Here is an 18,694-nt window from a genome sequence, read left to right on the forward strand (position 1 = left end):
CCCGGGGGTGCGATCCCCGGTCCCCGGGATGCGGTCCGAGGTCCCCGGGGTGCGATTCCCGTGACGCGGTCCGAGGTCCCGGGGGTGCGATCCCCGGTCCCCCCGGGCGCGGAGCAAGGCCGGAGGGCGGGTACGGATCCAGGTCCGTACCCGCCCTCCGGTGCGTCGTCAGCCCTCCGCGGGGACCGGGGCGTGGCGCGGGACCGGCCCCGGGCCCGGTTGCGGGGCGGACGGGGAGATGACGGGCGCGGGCGGGGCGACGACCGGCGAGACGGATTCGGGCGCCCGGGCAGGAGTCGCGCCGGGGATGAGGCCGGGGTCCGGGGCCGAGCCGGGGACCGCCTCGATCGCCGTCGCCATGGCGTCCTGGCGCTCCGGCAGGAGCTCCAGGACGGCCCTGCGGTGCGCCTCGCTCGTCGCGTCGTCGTACGGGTCGGGCGTCGCCGGAACCTGCAGGCGCAGGACCGGCCCCGTACCGAGGCGGGCGTAGCCGCGGCCCGGCGGGACGACCGGGGTCGGCGTGGTGTGCGGCGCCACGCCGAGGACCGACTCGATCTGCGCGGGGGAGGCGTGGCCGAGCACCACGCGGGCGCGGGTGTGTGTCCGTACCGTCTCGCTCAGCGCGTCCACGCTGTCGAACTGCTCCGCCACCACCACCGTGACCTGGGCGGCCCGGCCGTGCCGCAGCGGCACCTGAAGGAGGTCCTGCGGGTCGGGGCGCCCGGCCGCCGCCGCCAGATGGCCGAGGACGCTCGGCCGGTCGAGCAGGATCCACAGCGGACGCTTGGTGTCCTCGGGGGCGGGGTGACCCGCCTGACGCGCCCGGTTCGCGGCGATCAGCCGCCGCTCGGTCTCGTGGGCCGCCCACTCCAGGCTCGCCAGCGCGCCCGCGAGACCGCACTCGACGGCCAGCACGCCGACACGGCCGGTCAGACAGGCGTACTCGCCGGTCCCGCTGCCCTCGATGACGAGGACGTCGCCGTGGGGCAGGGCCTGCAGGGCGAGGGAGCGCACCAGGGAGGTGGTGCCGCTGCCGGGCTGGCCGACGGCGAGCAGATGCGGCTCGGTCGAGCGCGGGCCGGTGCGCCAGACCACGGGCGGAGCGTCCTTCTCGCCGTCGGCGGCGAGGACCGGCACCGTCCGCTGCACGGCGTCGGCATCGGTGAAGCCGAGGACCGTCTCGCCCGGCGCGGTGACGAAGCGCTGGGCGGCGATCGTGGTGGGCAGGGCGGGCAGCACGCTCATGACGAGCTCGTTGCCCTCCTGGTCCCAGTCGAAGAGGTACTCCCGGCCGCGCCCCGACTTGGCGTGCAGCAGCTGTTCGATCCGGGCGCGGGAGGAGACCTCCCCGTCGGTGAAGTAGGCGGGGTACCTGATCCGCAGGCGGGTGAGGCGACCGCCGTCGTCGAAGGCGAAGTCGCCGAAGGCGCCGCTCCAGTCCCCGCCGTGGGCGAAGAGCGGGGCCGGGTCCTCGGGGACGGAGAAGTACGGCACCAGCGCCTCGTAGAGGCTCTTGAGCCGCTCGATCTCGGCATCGTCGGGCCCGGTCTTCACGACCGGGCGCTCACGCCCCTTCCACGCCGCCGCGCCCATGACCGAGACGAGCGCGAGGAGCGGCCCGTACGGGACGAGGGCGAGGACGAGGACGCAGGCCGCGACCAGGAACAGCGTGGGACCGCGCCGCTCCTTGGGAGTCGCGGCCCACCTGGCGCGCGCGGTCGCGGCCAGCTTCCGCAGACCACGCGTGAGGGTGATCAGCGGATGGAGCACATCCGTGGCGCTGTCGGCGGCCGTGCGCGCGATCTCTCGACTGCGAGCGATCCGGTCGCTGCCGCTGCTCAGAATGCGGGGGAGTGGTCGCCGGGCCACGTCGTACTCCTGGAGTTGTGGAAGGGGCTGTGGAGCGGGCGCGTCAGAAATTGATCCCGCCCAGAAGGCTGGCGAGGCTCTGACCGCCCGCCGTGATGCTCGGCGCGATGGCGGTGCCCGCCAGGTAGAAGCCGAAGAGCGAGCAGACGAATGCGTGGGATGCCTTGAGTCCGTCCTTCTTGAAGAACAGGAAGCAGATGATGCCGAGCAGGACCACGCCTGAGATGGACAGGATCATGAGGTGTTCTCCTGGTTGAGGGGACAGTCACCATGAGTCCTTCCAGATTCACCGTAGGTATCTATGCGATTAAAGGTGCATATGGGTGAAAGGCGGGCGATTTCACTTGACTGGCGGATGGGGAGGGCTCGTCCGGGTGGCGAAACGCACCGGCCGCGCTCCCGCCGGCCGGCCCCGGGCGCGGCTGGGGTGATCTTTGCCGCGGACGGTCCCGGTCATGTCGCCGCACGGGCAGTACCCTGTCGATTCACTCGTACGGCGGCGCTTGCCAGGCGCAGGCCGAGGCCGAGGTCAGTGCCCCGGTCGACACCGAGATCAGCAGGAAGAGATCTCCGGCAGGAGATCTCCGCAAGAGATCTCCGGCAAGAGAACCTCGCAAGAGGTCTCCGGTACGAGATCACCAGAGCACGAGATCACCAGAGCACGAGAGAAAGGCGGGCACGCCCCGATGAGCGAGACTCCGGACCCCGAGGTCGTCGAACTGGCCGGAAAGGTCTTCGACCTGGCACGCACGGGCGACGCCGAGGCACTGGCCGCCTACGTCGACGCGGGCGTCCCCGCGAACCTCACCAACGAGAAGGGCGACTCCCTCGTCATGCTCGCCGCCTATCACGGGCATGCCGACGCGGTGGGGACCCTGCTCGCCCGTGGCGCGGACGCCGACCGCGCCAACGACCGCGGTCAGACCCCGCTCGCCGGCGCGGTCTTCAAGGGTGAGGACGAGGTCGTCCGCGTCCTGCTCGCCGGCGGGGCAAATCCGGAAGCAGGGACTCCGTCCGCCGTGGATACTGCTCGGATGTTTGGGAAGGCAGAACTCCTCGAACTGTTCGGCGCCCAGTGAAGATCAGGGTGAACGGGCACTGAACCCCAGGTGAGAGCGGTGTCGTAAATGTGGTCGCGGTGGCGAAATGGCTGGGTCATCATGACGTCGGGCCCGCAAGGGGCCACCGACGAGAGGCAGAGGAAGATGGTCAACACCAAGCGAAGGACGACGGGCGGCCCTCCATGTTGCTGCGCGGCCTAGGCGATCACCAGTCCCCGGTACTCCCCGGTCGTGTCGACAGCTTGATGTGAGGCATCCTCCATGTTCGAACCAGTCATAGCGCCGAGCGGCACCCTGCTCGGCCTGCTGCAGAGGGGCCGCGGCGACGGCACTCTGCACGCGCTCGCCGCGCCACGCGCCGAAGCCCTCGCGGGCCTGAACCACTGTGTTCTCAGTGACCCCCGCCACGACTGGCAGGTCGAGAACCGCTCCCTCTACTACGCCCGTCTCTACCTCGACCTGCACGGCGGGCTCGAGGAGATCGAGGCCCACCTCTTCGGGGCCGACGACCTCTTCGACACCGAGGAGAACAGGACCGGGCTCGCCCTCGCCGTCCTCGGACACCTGGCCTCCTACGGCCGCCGGGACGCCCTGGCACTGCTCCGGCGGTACGCCGCGAGCGGCACCAACTGGGCCTGGGCGCTCGACGAGCTCGCCCTGCGCGACGACGACGCCGGCCTGCGGTCGCTCGCCGTCCCCGTCCTCGCCCGCTTCCCCGCCACCCCCGAGGGTGACGCCGAGCTCGCGAGTGCCGTACGGGACGCCTTCGAGCCCCGCCCCTGGCGGCTGTGGGCCGAGGACCGGCGCGACGCTGTCGGCGGCCGGATCAGGGCGGCCCGGGAACAGGGCTCCTTCGACCGCTGGCAGCGCCAGATGCGACCGAGCGGGCCCCGGCCCGGCTGGAGCGTCCAGGCGGTCTTCGACTGGGCCCAGGAGGGCCTGGAGCGTGGCACCGTCCTGCACGGCCCCGCCGCCCGCTGCCTGACCGCCGTCGCCGGACCCGAGGACCGGGCGGCGATCGTCCAGGCCGCCCGCAGCGGCCCCGACGGCGCGCGCTGCGCCGCCCTGCACTACCTCGCCGAGGCGCGCGATCCCGCCGTGCTCGACCTCATCGAGGCCGCGGCCGGCAGTGACTCCCGTACCGTCGCCGAAGCCGCCGTCTCCGCTTTCGAGCGGATGTGCGGGGAGGACGCCGTGGACCGCGCCCGTGGCTGGGTCCACCGGCCCGATCCCCTCGGCGCCGCCGCAGCCGGCGTCCTCGCCTGCCGGGGCGGGGCCCGGGACGCCCACCTCGTCCTCGGCGCCCTGCGGGAGACCGTCCGGGCCGAGGGCCCCGACGCGACCGCGCTCTACACCCTCGTCGACGGCGCCGGGCGCCTCGGCATCGCCTGCGCCGCCCCCGTGCTCCGCCACGTCTACCGGGAGACCGCCTCCTCCCAGCTCCGCGGCCGCACGGCCCGCGCCCTCGCCGCCACCGACCCGACTTTTCCGACGGGCTTCGCCGTCGAGTGCCTCTGGGACTGCGAGGAGACCACCCGCGAGGTGGCGGCGCTGCACGCCGAGACCGGCGACGTACGGGTCGCGGAGCGCTTGCGGCGCCTGGCCGCGGACCCGGCCGAGGAGGCCGAGGTCCAGACGGCGGTACGCAACCGGATAGGGCCCGACCTGCAGGTCTGAACCCGGCCCCGGAGAGACCCGCCCCCTGGCCCCCGACCTCCGCCCGGACCCCCGACCCCCCGGACTCGCGGCCCCGCCCGGACCGGCCACCGCGGCGGGGCGCCGGACGGCCGGCACCGGACCGCCACGGGCCCCGGGAGCTCTGGACCGGCACGGGTGTCCAGTGGGGCACGAGGACGGGCGCGCGGCTCAGGCCCGGCACCGCCGGAGGGCTGGGTGCCCCGGCCGTTGCTCCGCTTCGGCCGGCTACGGCTGGGTGCCCCGGCCGTTGTTCCGCCTCGCCCACGCCACGCCGCCCTCGCCCGAGCCCGAAGAGCCCCCCGCCCACCCGCGCGGACGCCCTGCTGCGGCGCGCCACCGCCGCCCACCGGCCGGAGGCGTACGACGCTGCCACGACCCGCTGCCGCCACACCTCCTGGGGCCGAGCTGCGGCACCGGGCGGACGGCAGCGGAGCCCGGCTCCGTCGGCGGGCCGAAACGCGCCCTGCCCGCCGTCCTCGCCGCGGTGTCCCTCGGCGCGCCGGTGGCCACAATGGCGGAATGAGCGGGCGCTGGGAGTTCTGGATCGACCGTGGCGGCACCTTCACCGACATCGTGGGCCGACGGCCCGACGGCCGGCTCGTCACCCGCAAACTCCTCTCCCACGACCCCGACCGCCCCCATGACGCCGCCGTCGCCGGGATCCGGCTCCTCCTCGGACTCGGACCCGGCGAACCCGTCCCCGCCGACCGGATCGACGTCGTCAAGATGGGCACGACCGTCGCCACCAACGCCCTCCTGGAGCGTCGCGGCGAGCCGACCGTCCTCCTCGTCACCCAGGGCTTCCGGGACGCCCTACGCATCGCGTACCAGAACCGGCCTCGGCTATTCGACCGCCACATCGTGCTCCCCGAGGCCGTCCACGAGCGGGTGGTCGAGGTCCCGGAGCGCGTCGACGCCAACGGGCGGGTGGTGCGCCCGCTCGACGAGGACACCGTCACCGAGGCGCTGGCCGAGGCCCGCCGCGACGGATACCGCTCCGCCGCCGTCGTCCTGATGCACGGCTACCGCCATCCCGTCCACGAGACCCGGATCGCCGCCCTCGCCCACGCCCTCGGCTTCGCCCAGGTCAGCTGCTCCCACGAGGTCAGCCCGCTCATCAAACTCGTCCCCCGCGGCGACACCACCGTCGTGGACGCCTATCTCTCCCCGATCCTGCGCCGGTACGTCGACGAGGTGGCGCGGGAACTCGCCGGGATCCGGCTGATGTTCATGCAGTCCAACGGCGGCCTGCGGGAGGCCGCCCACTTCCGGGGCAAGGACGCGGTCCTGTCCGGCCCGGCGGGCGGCGTCGTGGGCATGGCCCGCACCTCCCGGCAGGCCGGTTTCGACCGGGTCATCGGCTTCGACATGGGCGGCACCTCCACCGATGTGTCGCACTACGCGGGCGAGTTCGAGCGTGAACTCGGTACACAGGTCGCCGGCGTACGGATGCGCGCCCCGATGATGAACATCCACACGGTCGCCGCCGGCGGAGGCTCCGTCCTCCACTACGACGGCAGGCGCTACCGCGTAGGACCCGATTCCGCGGGCGCCGTCCCCGGCCCCGCCTGCTACCGCCGCGGCGGCCCGCTGACCGTCACCGACGCCAATGTGATGCTCGGCCGCGTCCAGCCCGCCCACTTCCCGGCCGTCTTCGGGCCCGACGGCGACCAGCCGCTCGACGCCGACGTCGTCCGCGAGAAGTTCACCGCCCTCGCCGCGGAGATCGGCGGCGGGCGCACCCCCGAGCAGGTCGCCGCCGGTTTCCTCGAGATCGCCGTCCTCAACATGGCCAACGCCGTCAAGAAGATCTCCGTCCAGCGCGGTCACGACATCACCCGCTACGCCCTCACCAGCTTCGGCGGCGCCGGCGGCCAGCACGCCTGCGCCGTCGCCGACGCGCTGGGCGTCGACACCGTCCTCGTGCCACCGCTCGCCGGGGTGCTCTCCGCGTACGGGATCGGCCTCGCCGACGCCACCGCCATGCGCGAGCAGTCGGTCGAGGCGGAACTCGGCGCACCGGGGACCCACGCGCGCGTGACGGAGCTCTGCGAAGCGCTCGCCGAGAGGACCAGGGAGGAACTGCGCGCGGACGGGCTGCCGGACTCCGCGATCACCACCCGCGCGCGCGTGCTCCTGCGGTACGCCGGCACGGACGCGAGCCTCCAGGTGGGCCTCGCCTCCGATGACGAGATGGCCGCCGCGTTCACCACCGCCCACCGCGCGCGGTACGCCTTCACCATGGACAAGCCGCTCGTCGTCGAGGCGGTCTCCGTGGAGGCGGTCGGCCTCGCCGGACCCCACGGCCCGGTGGCCGTCGACGCGGGCGCACGCGAGGGGCAGCTCGCGCCCCGGGCGACGGTACGGATGTACAGCGGCGGCGGCGCGGCCGTACCGGCCCCGGCCCCGCGCGGCCGGTACAGTGCGGTCGAACCGGCCCCGGCCCCGCGCGGCCGGTACAGCGCCGCTGTAGCGGCCCCGCTCTACCGGCGTGACGATCTGCGCCCCGGCGACACGGTCCCCGGCCCCGCGATCCTCGCCGAGGCCGACGCCACCACCGTCGTCGACGAGGGCTGGCAGGCCGCCGCAGGCGACGGCGGACACCTGGTCCTCACGCGCGTGCGGCCCCGCCCCGCACGGGTCGCCGCCGGCACGGACGTCGACCCCGTCCTCCTGGAGGTCTTCAACAACCTCTTCATGGCGATCGCCGAGCAGATGGGCGTACGGCTGGAGAACACCGCCCACTCCGTCAACATCAAGGAGCGCCTCGACTTCTCCTGCGCCCTGTTCGACGCCGAGGGGAACCTCATCGCCAACGCGCCGCACATCCCCGTGCACCTCGGCTCCATGGGCGAGTCCATCAAGGAGGTGCTGCGGCGGGGCGGCGACTCCCTGCGCCCCGGCGACGTCTACGCCGTCAACGACCCGTACCACGGCGGCACCCACCTCCCCGACATCACCGTGGTGACACCCGTGTTCGACGATTCCGGGGACGAGCTGCTCTTCGCCGTCGCCTCGCGCGGGCACCACGCCGAGATCGGCGGCATCACACCCGGCTCCATGCCCGCGTTCAGCAGGACCGTCCACGAGGAGGGGGTCCTCTTCGACAACTGGCTGCTCGTACGGGACGGACGGCTGAGGGAGGAGGAGACACGAGCCCTGCTGACCGGCGCCCGGTACCCCTCCCGCGACCCGGACACCAACCTCGCCGACCTGCGCGCCCAGATCGCCGCCAACGAGAAGGGCATCGAGGAACTCCGGGCCATGGCCGACGAGTTCGGCCTCGACGTCGTCCACGCCTACATGCGGCACGTGCGCGCCAACGCGGAGGAGTCCGTACGGCGGATCGTCGCCGGGCTGCGGGACGGTTCCTACCGCTACGAGACGGACGGCGGCGCGGTCATCCAGGTGGCGGTTCGCGTCGACCGCGAACGGCGCGCCGCCGTCGTCGACTTCACCGGGACCTCGCCTCAGCAGGCGGGCAACGCCAACGCCCCCACCTCCGTCGTCATGGCCGCCGTCCTGTACGTCTTCCGCACCCTCGTCGACGACGACATCCCGCTCAACAGCGGCTGCCTCGAACCCCTCGACATCCGCGTCCCGCCCGGCTCCATGCTCGCGCCGGCCTACCCCGCGGCGACCGTCGCCGGGAACGTCGAGACCTCCCAGGCCGTCACGGGCGCCCTGTACGCGGCCCTCGGCGTCCAGGCCGAGGGGTCGGGGACGATGAACAACGTGACCTTCGGCAACGCGCGCGTGCAGTACTACGAGACCGTGGCGAGCGGCTCAGGCGCGGGCGACGGCTTCGACGGCGCCGATGCCGTCCAGACCCACATGACCAACTCCCGGCTCACCGACCCCGAGATCCTGGAGTGGCGCCACCCCGTCAGGGTGGACTCCTTCGCCGTACGGGAGGGCAGCGGCGGTCGCGGCCGCAGGCGCGGCGGCAACGGGGTGGAGCGCCGGATCCGTTTCCTGGAGCCGATGACGGTGACCCTGTTGACCGGCCACCGCCGTGTCCCGCCCTACGGCATGGCCGGAGGGGAGCCGGGAGCCCTCGGCGAGAACACGGTCGAACGCGCCGACGGCACGGTCGAGCACCTCGCCGGAGTCGACGCGACCGAGGTAGGCCCCGACGACGTCCTGGTGCTCCGGACGCCCGGCGGCGGGGGATACGGCGCCGTTGCCCCCGGGGAGCCCGAACCGCGCTCCGGAGGCGGCTGCGCGCCCGTGGAGCGCTGACCCCATGCCGCGCTCCCATCCCATGCCGAGCTCTCATCGGGTGGAGCGGGTGGAGCGCTGAGCCCTCATCGCACCGGCACGAACCGCACGGTGGTTCCCGGCACCGCCTGCGCCGCCGCCGCCAGGTCCCGCTCCCGCACCACCGCGACCACCGGGTAGCCACCGGTCGTCGGATGGTCCGCGAGGAAGACCACCGGACGGCCGTCCGGCGGAACCTGGACCGCGCCCAGCACCATGCCCTCGCTGGGCAGTTCGCCGGGGACGGCCCGTTCCAGGGCCGGGCCCTCGGTGCGCAGGCCGATGCGGTTGCCGGCGGAGGAGACGAGGTACGCGCGCGTGGCGAGGGTGTGGAGCGCCCCGCTGGTGAACCAGTCGTCACGCGGCCCGAGCCGGACCCGCAGGACGAGTTCTTTCGGCGGGCCCGGCCAGGGAGGAGCGTCGACCGGCGCCCGTGCGGCCGATTCCCGCCCCAACGGCAGCACGGCCCCGTCGGCGAGCGGTGCCGGGCCAAGCCCCGACAGCAGGTCGGTGGAGCGGCTGCCGAGGACCGGGTCGACGGCGACCCCGCCGCCGAACCCCACGTACGAGCGCAGCCCGCGCACGGCGGCGCCGACCTCCAGGAGGGCCCCGGGGCCCACCCGTAGCGCCGTCCCCCAGGCGGCCGGGCGCCCGTCCACGGTGACGGAGCACGGTGCCCCGCCCACCGCGACCGTCACCGCGCACCGGGGCCGCACCGCGCACCCGTTGACCGTGGTCTCCAGGACCGCAGCGCCCTCCGCGTTGCCGACGAGCCGGTTCACCAGCCGCGCCGCCCCCGGATCCAGCGCGCCCGAGCGCGGGACGCCCAGATGGGCCCAGCCGAACCGCCCCAGGTCCTGCACCGTGGTCAGCGCTCCGGCCCGTACGACGGCGAAAGCACGATCGGTCACCGGTGCTCCACCACCAAACGGACCCGGGCGCCGGGCGTGAGCAGCGCGGCCGGCTCACGGGACGCGTCCCAGAGCACCGCGTCGGTGGAGCCGATCAGCTGCCAGCCGCCGGGGGAGGAGCGCGGGTACACCCCCGTGTACGGCCCCGCCAGCGCGACCGCGCCGGCCGGGACGGAGGTGCGCGGGGTGGCCCGGCGCGGCACCTGGTACGGCTCGCCGAGCCCCGTCAGGTAGCCGAAGCCCGGCGCGAAACCGCAGAAGGCGACGCGGTACTCGGCGGCGGAGTGGATCCGGACCGCCGTCTCCACGGACACCCCCCACAGCGCCGCGACCTCCGCCAGGTCGGGACCGTCGTAGTGGACCGGCACCTCGATGGCCCGCTCCACGCGCGCGTGGAGCGGCGGAATCGTCCACTCCCGCAGCTGCCCGGCCAGCACGTCCGGGGCGTCGACCCCGTCGAGCAGCACCGTCCGCGCCGCCGGCACGATCTCCCGTACGACGGGCAGCGCACCACCCGCCCGGCGGCGCAGCAGCTCGGCGTGGAAGGCCTCCGTCTCCGGTCCGCTCGCCAGCTCGACGAGCAGCGCCCGCTCGCCCACCCGGAACACCCGCCGCGCCTTCATGCGAACGCCTCCACCCGGACCCCGGCAGCTTCGAGCTGCGCACGGACCCGCCGGGCGAGCCCCACCGCGCCGGGGGTGTCCCCGTGCAGACAGAGCGACCGCGCCCGGACGGCGACGGTGTGCCCGCAGTGCGAGGTGACCACCCCGAAGCGGGCCATGGACAGCGAACGCTCCACGACCTCGGCGGGATCGGTGACGACGGCTCCCTCCTGCCCCCGTGGCAGCAGGGAGCCGTCCGCCGTGTACGCCCGGTCGCCGAAGGCCTCGGTGACGACGGGCAGGCCCGCTGCCTCGGCCGCCTCGTGCAGCCGCGAACCGGGCAGCCCGAGCACCGGAAGGCCCTCGCCGCCGCCGCCGAGGAGGACCCCGTCGACGACCGCGCGCGCCTGCTCCTCGTCACGGACCACCCGGTTGTAGAGCGCGCCGTGCGGCTTGACGTACGAGACCCGCGTGCCGGCGGCCCGGGCGAAGACCTCCAGGGCGCCGATCTGGTAGGCCACTTCGGCCGCCAGCTCGTCCGCCGGGACGTCCATCGAGCGCCGGCCGAAGCCGGCCAGATCGCGGTAGGAGACCTGGGCGCCGATCCGTACCACCCTGGCCGCCGCCTGCTCGCAGACCCGCCGCATGGTGACGGCGTCCCCGGCGTGGAAGCCGCAGGCCACGTTGGCGCTGGTGACCACGGAGAGAAGCTCCTCGTCGTCGGTGAGCGTCCAGCGGCCGAAGCCCTCTCCGAGGTCGGCGTTGAGGTCGATCGAGGCCCAGGTCATGGTGTCGCTTCCTTCTTCCCCGGTCTTTTCCGGTCCTACGGTCGGACGTCGACGCGGTAGCGCGCGTCGCGTACATCGGTGACGAGCATCCGGCCCGGCCCGGCGCGTGCGTCAGGGCGAACGGCGGGCGCGAGGCCATCACCGCGGCCTGGGGGGTGACTCCGCAGGCCCAGAACACCGGTACGTCCCCCGGTTCCGCCGCGACGGCGTCGCCGAAGTCGGGGCGCTCCAGATCGCGGATGCCGAGCGCCGCGGGATCGCCCGCGTGCACGGGCGCACCGTGCACGGCGGGCAGCAGCCCGCTGATCCGCCGTGCCGTGGGGACGAGGTCCGCCGGGACGTGGCGCATCGAGACGACCATCGGGCCACGCAGCCGTCCGGCGGGCCGGCAGGCCCGGTCGGTCACGAACATGGACACGTTGCGGCCCTGCTCGACGTGGCGCAGCGGCACACCGGCCTCCGCGAGGGAGGCCTCGAAGGTGAAGCTGCAGCCGATGAGGAACGACACCAGGTCGCCGCGCCAGTACGAGGTCACCTCGGTCGGTTCGTCGACGAGCCGACCGTGCTCCCAGACGCGGTAGCGCGGGATGTCCGTCCGCAGGTCGGCGCCGGGGGCCAGCTCCGTCGTCCAGGAACCGGCGTCGGTGACGTCGAGGACCGGGCACGGCCGGGGGTTGCGGGTACAGAACAGGAGCACGTCGTACGCCCAGTCCGCGGGGACCGCGATCAGGTTGACCTGGGTGTGGCCGGGAGCCCAGCCGGCCGTGGGGCCGGTCGCTCCGGCCCTGGCACGCGCGCGTGCCGTCCGCGGGTCGGGAACCGCTGTGTCGCTCATGACAGTTCCTTCCCGCGGGTCTCCGGCAGGCCGAGGAGCGCCAGCACGGCGAGGCCGTAGCCGATGGCACCGAAGACCAGCGCGCCGCCGACGCCCCAGCTCTCGGCGAGAAAGCCGACCAGGGTCGGGAAGACGGCGCCCACCGCGCGCCCGGTGTTGTACGTGAAGCCCTGTCCCGTGCCCCGTACGGCCGTCGGATACAGCTCGGCGAGGAAGGAGCCGAAGCCGCTGAAGATGGCCGACATGCAGAAGCCGAGCGGGAAACCGAGGACGAGCAGGAGGGTGTTCGCCCCGGAGGGGATGTTCGTGTAGGCGAGGACGGACAGCGCCGAAAGGAAGGCGAACAGCGCGATGTTCTTCTTCCGGCCCAGCCGGTCGGTGAGATACCCGCCGGTCAGGTAGCCGATGAAGGCTCCCGAGATGAGGAAGGTCAGATAGCCGCCGGTGCCCACCACGGTCAGCCCGCGCTCCGTCTTCAGGAAGGTGGGCACCCAGGTGGCGAGGGTGTAGTAGCCACCCTGCACACCCGTCGAGAGCAGGACCGCGAAGAGGGTGGTGCGCAGCAGCGGCGGCTTGAAGACGGCCGTGAACGAACCGCGTTCGGCGCTGGTGCGCCGCACTTCGGCGGCGTGCGGCGCGTCCTCGACGTTCCGTCGGACGTAGACGACGAGCAGGGCGGGCAGCGCGCCCGTCCAGAACATGACGCGCCAGGCGGTGTCGGCGTCGACGAACTGGAAGACCAGCGTGTAGACGATCACCGCGAGGGCCCAGCCGGCCGCCCAGGCGCTCTGGACGCCGCCGAGGGTACGGCCCCGGTGCCTGGCGGAGGCGTACTCGGCGACCAGGATAGCGCCGACCGCCCACTCGCCGCCGAAGCCGAGCCCCTGGAGGGCCCGGAAGACCAGCAGCGTCTCGTAGTTGGGGGCGAAGCCGCACAACACGGTGAAGAGCGCGTAGGTGATGACGGTGATCATCAGCGCCCTCACCCGGCCGATGCGGTCGGCGAGGATGCCGGCGAGCGCGCCGCCGATCGCCGAGACGACGAGGGTGACCGTGGTGAGGAGCCCGGTCTGGCCCTTGTCGAGGCTGAAGTAGGCGGCGATGGCCACCATCGACAGCGGCAGCGTGAAGAAGTCGTAGGAATCCAGGGCGTATCCGCCGAAAGCGCCGCCGAAGGCGCGCCGGCCGCGCGGCCCGAGGGCGCGCAGCCAGGCGAAAGCGCCCGTGTCGTCGGGGTGTTCGCCCTGGGGGTGACGCCGGATCTGCTGCTGGGACTGGGTCCTGCTCACTGTGCACCTCGCAGAGGGGGAGGAGCGTGCCTGAGAGACGTACCTGGGGGACGTGCTGGAGGACCGTGCGGTGTCGTTAACGTAGAGGATTGTTCAACGATCCGACAAGAGGCATGTTGTCTCGTTCTTGTTTCTGCGATTGACTCGGCCGCGGACGACGGAAGGAACGAGGCACTGTGGGCGGAATCGACGAACTCGCCGACGACCGGGCGTTGCTGGGCCGTACGAGCACGGCGGAACGCGTGGCGGACATCCTGCGCACCCGGATCGCCGAGGGCTTCTTCCCGCCCGGCACCCGGCTCTCGGAGGAGAGCATCGGCGGTGCGCTCGGCGTCTCCCGCAACACGCTGCGCGAGGCGTTCCGGCTGCTCACCCATGAACGGCTGCTCGCCCACGAGCTCAACAGGGGCGTCTTCGTCCGGGTCCTCGCCGTCGACGACGTCGACGACATCTATCGCACCCGCCGTCTCGTCGAATGCGCCGTCGTGCACGGCCTGGGGCAGCCGCCGTTCGCTCTCGACGGCCTCGCCGACGCCGTCGAGGAGGGCGAGGGGGCGGCCCGCGCGGCGGACTGGAAGGGCGTCGCCACCGCCAACATCCACTTCCACCGCGAACTCGTCGCCCTGGCCGGCAGCGCCCGCACCGACGAACTGATGCGAGGCGTCCTCGCCGAACTCCGGCTGGCCTTCCACGTCGTGGACGACGCCCGAGGTCTGCACGAGCCCTATCTCGTACGAAACCGGGAGATTCTGGACGCCCTGCTCGCCGGTGAACGCGCGACCGCGGAACGCCTCCTGGCCCGCTACCTCGACGATTCCCGCGCGCGGATCGTCGAGGTCTACGCGAAGGCGGTCGACGACCCGGCGGCCCCCGACGCCTGAGCGGCGCGACCCGCGGGAAGGGCGGCCGCGGGCGCGCACGGAGCGCAGCCCCCGGCGGTCGCATCTGCGCCGTTTCGACCGTTGTCGGTGCGAGGACCTAATCTGTGCACCGTGACTTCGCCTGCCTCGACGGACCTCGTTCCGCCCCAGCTCAGCGCGGGGCCGCGACCCGCGCCGGGTCCGGCCGCCGACGAAGGGCTCGCGCGGCGGCTCCGCGCGCTCGCGTGCACCGCGCCGCTGCACGATCTGGACACGCGCAAGGCGAATCTGGCCGGTGAGTACTCGGTCTACGCGATGGCCGAGGTCGCGCTCGCCGCCATCGACCTCGTCACGCTCAACATGGACTTCGACACCGGCGCCGACCACGAGCAGATCGTCGCCCGGCTCCTGCCCCGCGTCGCCGCCCAGGCCCCCGGCCGACCCGCCGCCGAGCACGAGCGGGTCGCCCGCTGGGTCCTGGAGAACCTGATCAACGTCGGCAGCGTCGACCGCGGCTTCCGCGCCGTGTACGGCACCTTCGGCGCCGACGGCGTCTACACCCGCCGGGACTACGACTTCAAGCTGATCGAAGAGGTCCCCGGCTACGGAGGCGGCGTCTACCTCCGTACCACCGACGAAGCGGTCAACGTCCTGGTCGGCGCCCTCGACACCGACGTCACCAGCGCCCAGATCGCCGCCGAGGTGAAGCTGGAGATCCTGATCAGCCGGGGCAGGCTCGCCGACGCCCAGCTCGCCGCCGAACAGGCGCGTTACCGCACCGTGCAGTACGCCGAGACCCTCCGCAAGACCCTGGAGGCGACCCGGCGCAACGTCCGCGCCGTCGACTGGCTCAACGCCGTCCCCGACATGATCGCCGAGGCGCTCGACCACGTCGCCGACCGCTACCGCCACGAGAACGCGATCCTCACCAACATCCGCAAGGCCCGCGACGAGGCCGAGGACCACGAGCACAAGCGGCGCGCCGCCGAGCTCGTCGACATCGTCAAGGACTGCATCCGCCGCCACACCCAGCTCCAGTCCCGGCTCCTGGAGGCCGGCCCGCTCTTCCGCGCCGAGCAGGACCGGCAGGCCTTCGCCGCCCCCACCTCGTACACCGGGATAGATCTGTACGGGCAGCTCGTCGCCCCGCTGCTCCCGCTCCCCGTCGAACAGGCGACCAGGGTCACCGATGCCTTCTTCGCCCGCGGCACCGGCCTGCGCACCCCCGCGGCCGTGCGCGTCGGCGACCTGGTGGAGATGCTGCTCACCCCGCCCGTCGAGCGCGCGCACCTCGGCGCGGAGATGCCCGAGCCGGACCTGATCGCCACCCCCGACGACAGCCGCTTCAGCGAGGAGCAGCTCGCGAGCGCGATGGAACTGCTCGACCTGGAGCACGACGCCCCGCGCCGCCTTTCCGGCCTCCTCGCCGAGGCCCGTCTCCGGGACGCGGACCTGCCCTATCTGGTCGCCCTCCTCGCCGTCCACGCGGCGAGCCCCCCGGTCGGCACGGCCTACCGCCAGGGCGAGGAGCGCCTGCTCTTCGCCGTCGACGACGGCACGCCACTGGACGACCCGGAGTTCGGCGGCGCCGATCTCATAGTGGGTACGGCACTCCTGGACGCGGCGGGCATGGCCGCCGCCCGATCGGAGGCGTCATGACGACCGCCCCCACCGACACCGCGGCCGAACGGACCTCGTCCACGACTCCCAGCAGGGCCGCCCTGCCCTCGGACGGAGACCCGGCCCGAAACAGCGACCGGCTGGGCGCCCAGAGCCCGCCCCCGGAGCAGCCGGTCGCGGCCTCCTGCCCCACCTCGGGCGCGGAGGGCGCCGCCTGCGGTACGGACGGTTCCGTCGCCGGTGCGGCGGGCACCGCCTCCGGTGCGGAAGGTCCGGTCTCCGGTGCGGGAGGTCCCGTCTCCGCTACGGCAGAGAGCCCCGCGGAGGAGCAGCCGGAACAGTCGCAGCAGCCGCAGCAGCCGCAGCAGCCGCAGCAGCCGCAGCAGCCGCAGCAGCCGGAGCAGTCGGAGCAGGAGGACGGCCCCGCGCCGCGTCGAGCCGCGGCCGGCAGTGTCGTGCTGCCGCCCGCGCCCGCCCGTCGGAGCCCCGCACCGTATGTGCGGGCCGTCCGGCTGGTGCCCGAGCCGGCCGCGGTCGGCGAGGTGCCGGCCAGGCGGCGGGGTGTGAGCGTCACACCCGTCCGGCTGCCCCTGTCCCGACCCGCCGCCGACCCCACCGCACCACCGACCACCCGCACCGAGGAGCCTCAGCCGTGAGCGAACACCACGCCGAGCACACCGACGCGTGGAGCGAGCCGGAGCCCCCGCAGACCCCCGCCCCCTCCACCACCTCCTCCGCGGTCACCCCCGCGGACGCCGCGGACGCCGCACGGCTCGTCTCGTTCGGGCTCCAGCCCAAGCTGCTCCCCGCCCGCGACGCCGAATACGCCGAGCTCCTCCGGCGCTACCGCGAGGACACCGCCTTCGCGCGCCTCGCCGACGCCGTCGCCACCGGTCTCGGCCTCGTCGTCCTGGAGGTCTCCCCGCGTGCGGGCATGGCCGTCACCGCGGACGAGGACTCCGTCTTCGCCGTCCGCATGGGCGACTACGCCCGCCGCGCCTCCACCGACTCCGCCGACCGCTTCCTGCACGGCCTCGCCCACCTCGCCGTCGCCGCCATGGCCTTCCCCCGCCCCGAGGACCTCGCCGACGACGGCTACATCGGCCGTCTCACCGTCAACGGCGTCGACGCCTTCGTCCGCCAGGCCTGCCGCCGCCTCGAGGAGCGCGCGGAGGAGCAGGGCGAGAACACCGACCCCGCCTCCGACGCTCCCGGCCTGGAGGCGGCCTGGAGGATCTACGCCCGCCGCAGCTCGACGGGAGCCACCAAGGACGCCCGCCGGCTCGCCGGCTCCACCACCGGCATCGTCGGCAAGGCCGTCGCCTTCCTCACCGACTCCGGCTTCCTCCAGCGCACCGGCGACGACGCGGGCGGCGCCTACCGCACCACCGCCCGCTACCAGCTCCAGGTCCGCGACATGGCCGGCAGCGCCGCCATGGCCGAGCTCCTCGAACTCGGCGTCGTACCGGTCAGCGACGGCTCCGCGACCCTGCTGCCGCCGCCCGACGGCGACGACCTCGAGCTGGCCGCCGGCGCCGGCCTGCCGTTCCATGCGTAACCGCCCCGCGTAATCACCGAACCAGTCGACGAGAGTCCGCCGCCATGTACGAGCTGTCCCGGGTCCGCCTCTACTCCATCGGTCCCGCCGGTGCGCGCTACGCCGACACCGTTCTGGACCTGCGGGGAGTCGGCGCGCCCGTGCCCCACCCCGCCCCCGCGCAGGCGGAGTTCTTCGAGGAGGAGCCGGTCGGCCCGCCGCGCCGCCCGGCGCCCGCGGGCGTGCTCTTCCTGGAGAACGGCGGCGGCAAGTCCGTCCTCCTCAAGCTGATCTTCTCGGTCATGCTCCCCGGACACCGCAACACCCTCGGCGGCGCCAGCTCCGGCGTGCTTCGCAAGTTCCTGCTCGCCGACGACTGCGGTCATGTCGCCCTGGAGTGGCAGCACACCCTGACCGGCGAACTCGTCGTCGTCGGCAAGGCCAGCGAGTGGCGTGGACGCCAGGTCTCCAACGACCCGCGGAAGTTCGCCGAGGCCTGGTACTCCTTCCGTCCCGGCCCCGGCCTGAGCCTGGACAACCTCCCGGTCGCCGAGGCCACCTCCGTACGCCCGCCCGTCGAGGGCGCGTCCGGCGCCCAGGGCCGCCGCCGCACCATGAAGGGCTTCCGCGACGCCCTGACCGAGGCCGGCAAGGCGTACCCGCACCTGGAGGTCTACTGGGAGGAGATCCACGACCGCTGGAACGAGCACCTCGGCGACCTCGGTCTCGACCCCGAACTCTTCCGCTACCAGCGGGAGATGAACGCCGACGAAGGTGAGGCCGCCGGCCTCTTCGCGGTCAAGAAGGACTCCGACTTCACCGACCTCCTCCTGCGGGCCGTCACCGACGCCCGGGACACCGACGGCCTCGCGGACCTCGTCAGCGGCTTCGGCAACAAGCTCGGCCGCCGCGCCGAACTCACCGCGGAACGGGACTTCACCGCGGGCTCCGTCGACCTTCTCGGCCGCATCGTCGACGCCGCCGAGACCCGCGCACGGGCGCGTGACGTCCACGCGGGCGCCGAGCGCCGCACCCGTACGCTCGCCCGCCGGCTCTCCGCCCGCGCCACCGAGGAGCGCGGCCGCACCGCCGAACTCGCCCAGCAGGTCACCTCGGCCGCCCACGCCGTCTCCGAGGCCGAGACCGCACGCGGCCGCAGCTCCCTCATCGCCGCCGAACTGGCCTACCGCCACGCTTCCCTGGCCCTGACCGTCGCCGAGAAGAGCGCCGCCTCCCAGCGCCGCGAACTCACCGACGCCCGCACCCTGCACTCCGCCTGGCAGGCCGCCGAGGCCGTCCTGCGCCACCGCGCCGCGAGCGACCGCTCCGCGCGCGTGGCCGCCGCGATCCGTGAGGCCGAGCGG

Annotated in this window: 13 protein-coding genes and 2 pseudogenes; 8 read left to right on the forward strand and 7 right to left on the reverse strand. The window is 73.7% G+C overall.

Going from position 1 to position 18,694, the window contains the following annotated elements:
* Positions 1-168 precede the first annotated feature (168 nt).
* Positions 169-1,869, reverse strand: a complete 1,701-nt coding sequence (locus J7E93_RS31690; RefSeq protein WP_215073480.1) for a hypothetical protein — start codon at positions 1,867-1,869, stop codon at positions 169-171.
* Between the two features lie 43 nt (positions 1,870-1,912).
* The gene (locus J7E93_RS31695) at positions 1,913-2,107 is read right to left on the reverse strand and encodes a hypothetical protein (RefSeq protein WP_215073481.1); all 195 of its coding nucleotides are present in this window, start codon (positions 2,105-2,107) and stop codon (positions 1,913-1,915) included.
* Between the two features lie 448 nt (positions 2,108-2,555).
* On the opposite strand from J7E93_RS31695, the gene J7E93_RS31700 reads away from it, so the two are divergent.
* The 3 genes from J7E93_RS31700 to J7E93_RS31710 all read left to right on the forward strand — a co-directional run bounded on the left by J7E93_RS31700 (position 2,556) and on the right by J7E93_RS31710 (position 8,870).
* Positions 2,556-2,948 carry an ankyrin repeat domain-containing protein gene (locus tag J7E93_RS31700; RefSeq protein ID WP_215073482.1) on the forward strand — a complete coding sequence of 131 codons (393 nt, stop codon included), beginning with the start codon at positions 2,556-2,558 and terminating at the stop codon, positions 2,946-2,948.
* Between the two features lie 243 nt (positions 2,949-3,191).
* Positions 3,192-4,607: a HEAT repeat domain-containing protein gene (locus J7E93_RS31705; protein ID WP_215073483.1), complete on the forward strand. Its 1,416-nt coding sequence runs from the start codon at positions 3,192-3,194 to the stop codon at positions 4,605-4,607.
* Between the two features lie 540 nt (positions 4,608-5,147).
* A complete protein-coding gene (locus J7E93_RS31710) occupies positions 5,148-8,870 on the forward strand; it encodes a hydantoinase B/oxoprolinase family protein (RefSeq protein WP_215073484.1) in 3,723 nt (1,240 codons plus the stop codon).
* A 65-nt stretch (positions 8,871-8,935) separates the two neighbouring features.
* Here the strand turns inward: J7E93_RS31710 and J7E93_RS31715 are convergent, their stop codons facing one another.
* The 5 genes and pseudogenes from J7E93_RS31715 to J7E93_RS31735 form a co-directional block, all read right to left on the reverse strand.
* Complete coding sequence (locus tag J7E93_RS31715) at positions 8,936-9,799, reverse strand: biotin-dependent carboxyltransferase family protein (RefSeq protein WP_215073485.1); 864 nt, start codon at positions 9,797-9,799, stop codon at positions 8,936-8,938.
* Positions 9,796-10,422: an allophanate hydrolase subunit 1 gene (locus tag J7E93_RS31720; RefSeq protein WP_215073486.1), complete on the reverse strand. Its 627-nt coding sequence runs from the start codon at positions 10,420-10,422 to the stop codon at positions 9,796-9,798. The genes J7E93_RS31715 and J7E93_RS31720 overlap by 4 nt, the downstream gene beginning before the upstream one ends.
* On the reverse strand, positions 10,419-11,189 hold the full coding sequence (locus tag J7E93_RS31725) for a LamB/YcsF family protein (protein ID WP_215073487.1): 771 nt from the start codon (positions 11,187-11,189) through the stop codon (positions 10,419-10,421). The genes J7E93_RS31720 and J7E93_RS31725 overlap by 4 nt, the downstream gene beginning before the upstream one ends.
* Positions 11,190-11,224: 35 nt before the next feature.
* Positions 11,225-12,024 (reverse strand): annotated as a pseudogene (locus J7E93_RS31730) (putative hydro-lyase).
* Positions 12,021-13,313 carry an MFS transporter gene (locus tag J7E93_RS31735; protein WP_215073488.1) on the reverse strand — a complete coding sequence of 431 codons (1,293 nt, stop codon included), beginning with the start codon at positions 13,311-13,313 and terminating at the stop codon, positions 12,021-12,023. The pseudogene J7E93_RS31730 and the gene J7E93_RS31735 overlap by 4 nt, the downstream one beginning before the upstream one ends.
* Before the next feature lie 176 nt (positions 13,314-13,489).
* On the opposite strand from J7E93_RS31735, the gene J7E93_RS31740 reads away from it, so the two are divergent.
* The 5 genes and pseudogenes from J7E93_RS31740 to J7E93_RS31760 all read left to right on the forward strand — a co-directional run.
* Positions 13,490-14,194 carry a GntR family transcriptional regulator gene (locus J7E93_RS31740; RefSeq protein WP_215073489.1) on the forward strand — a complete coding sequence of 235 codons (705 nt, stop codon included), beginning with the start codon at positions 13,490-13,492 and terminating at the stop codon, positions 14,192-14,194.
* Positions 14,195-14,305: 111 nt separating this feature from the next.
* Positions 14,306-15,832, forward strand: coding sequence for a hypothetical protein (locus tag J7E93_RS31745; protein WP_215073490.1), 1,527 nt, complete (start codon positions 14,306-14,308; stop codon positions 15,830-15,832).
* A complete protein-coding gene (locus J7E93_RS31750) occupies positions 15,829-16,449 on the forward strand; it encodes a hypothetical protein (RefSeq protein ID WP_215073491.1) in 621 nt (206 codons plus the stop codon). Before J7E93_RS31745 ends, J7E93_RS31750 begins: the two co-directional genes overlap by 4 nt.
* Positions 16,446-17,351: a hypothetical protein gene (locus J7E93_RS31755; protein WP_215073492.1), complete on the forward strand. Its 906-nt coding sequence runs from the start codon at positions 16,446-16,448 to the stop codon at positions 17,349-17,351. The genes J7E93_RS31750 and J7E93_RS31755 overlap by 4 nt, the downstream gene beginning before the upstream one ends.
* 44 nt (positions 17,352-17,395) lie before the next feature.
* Positions 17,396-18,694, forward strand: a pseudogene (locus tag J7E93_RS31760) (hypothetical protein); the annotation flags it as partial.

The organism is Streptomyces sp. ISL-36, assembly GCF_018614205.1.
Classification (GTDB): domain Bacteria; phylum Actinomycetota; class Actinomycetes; order Streptomycetales; family Streptomycetaceae; genus Streptomyces.

What these genes read in the sequence shown, in the direction of transcription:
- J7E93_RS31695 (WP_215073481.1), bottom strand. Translation starts at nt 2,107, where the DNA reads ATGATCCTGTCCATCTCAGGCGTGGTCCTGCTCGGCATCATCTGCTTC.
- J7E93_RS31700 (WP_215073482.1), top strand. Translation starts at nt 2,556, where the DNA reads ATGAGCGAGACTCCGGACCCCGAGGTCGTCGAACTGGCCGGAAAGGTC.
- J7E93_RS31705 (WP_215073483.1), top strand. Translation starts at nt 3,192, where the DNA reads ATGTTCGAACCAGTCATAGCGCCGAGCGGCACCCTGCTCGGCCTGCTG.
- J7E93_RS31710 (WP_215073484.1), top strand. Translation starts at nt 5,148, where the DNA reads ATGAGCGGGCGCTGGGAGTTCTGGATCGACCGTGGCGGCACCTTCACC.
- J7E93_RS31720 (WP_215073486.1), bottom strand. Translation starts at nt 10,422, where the DNA reads ATGAAGGCGCGGCGGGTGTTCCGGGTGGGCGAGCGGGCGCTGCTCGTC.
- J7E93_RS31725 (WP_215073487.1), bottom strand. Translation starts at nt 11,189, where the DNA reads ATGACCTGGGCCTCGATCGACCTCAACGCCGACCTCGGAGAGGGCTTC.
- J7E93_RS31750 (WP_215073491.1), top strand. Translation starts at nt 15,829, where the DNA reads ATGACGACCGCCCCCACCGACACCGCGGCCGAACGGACCTCGTCCACG.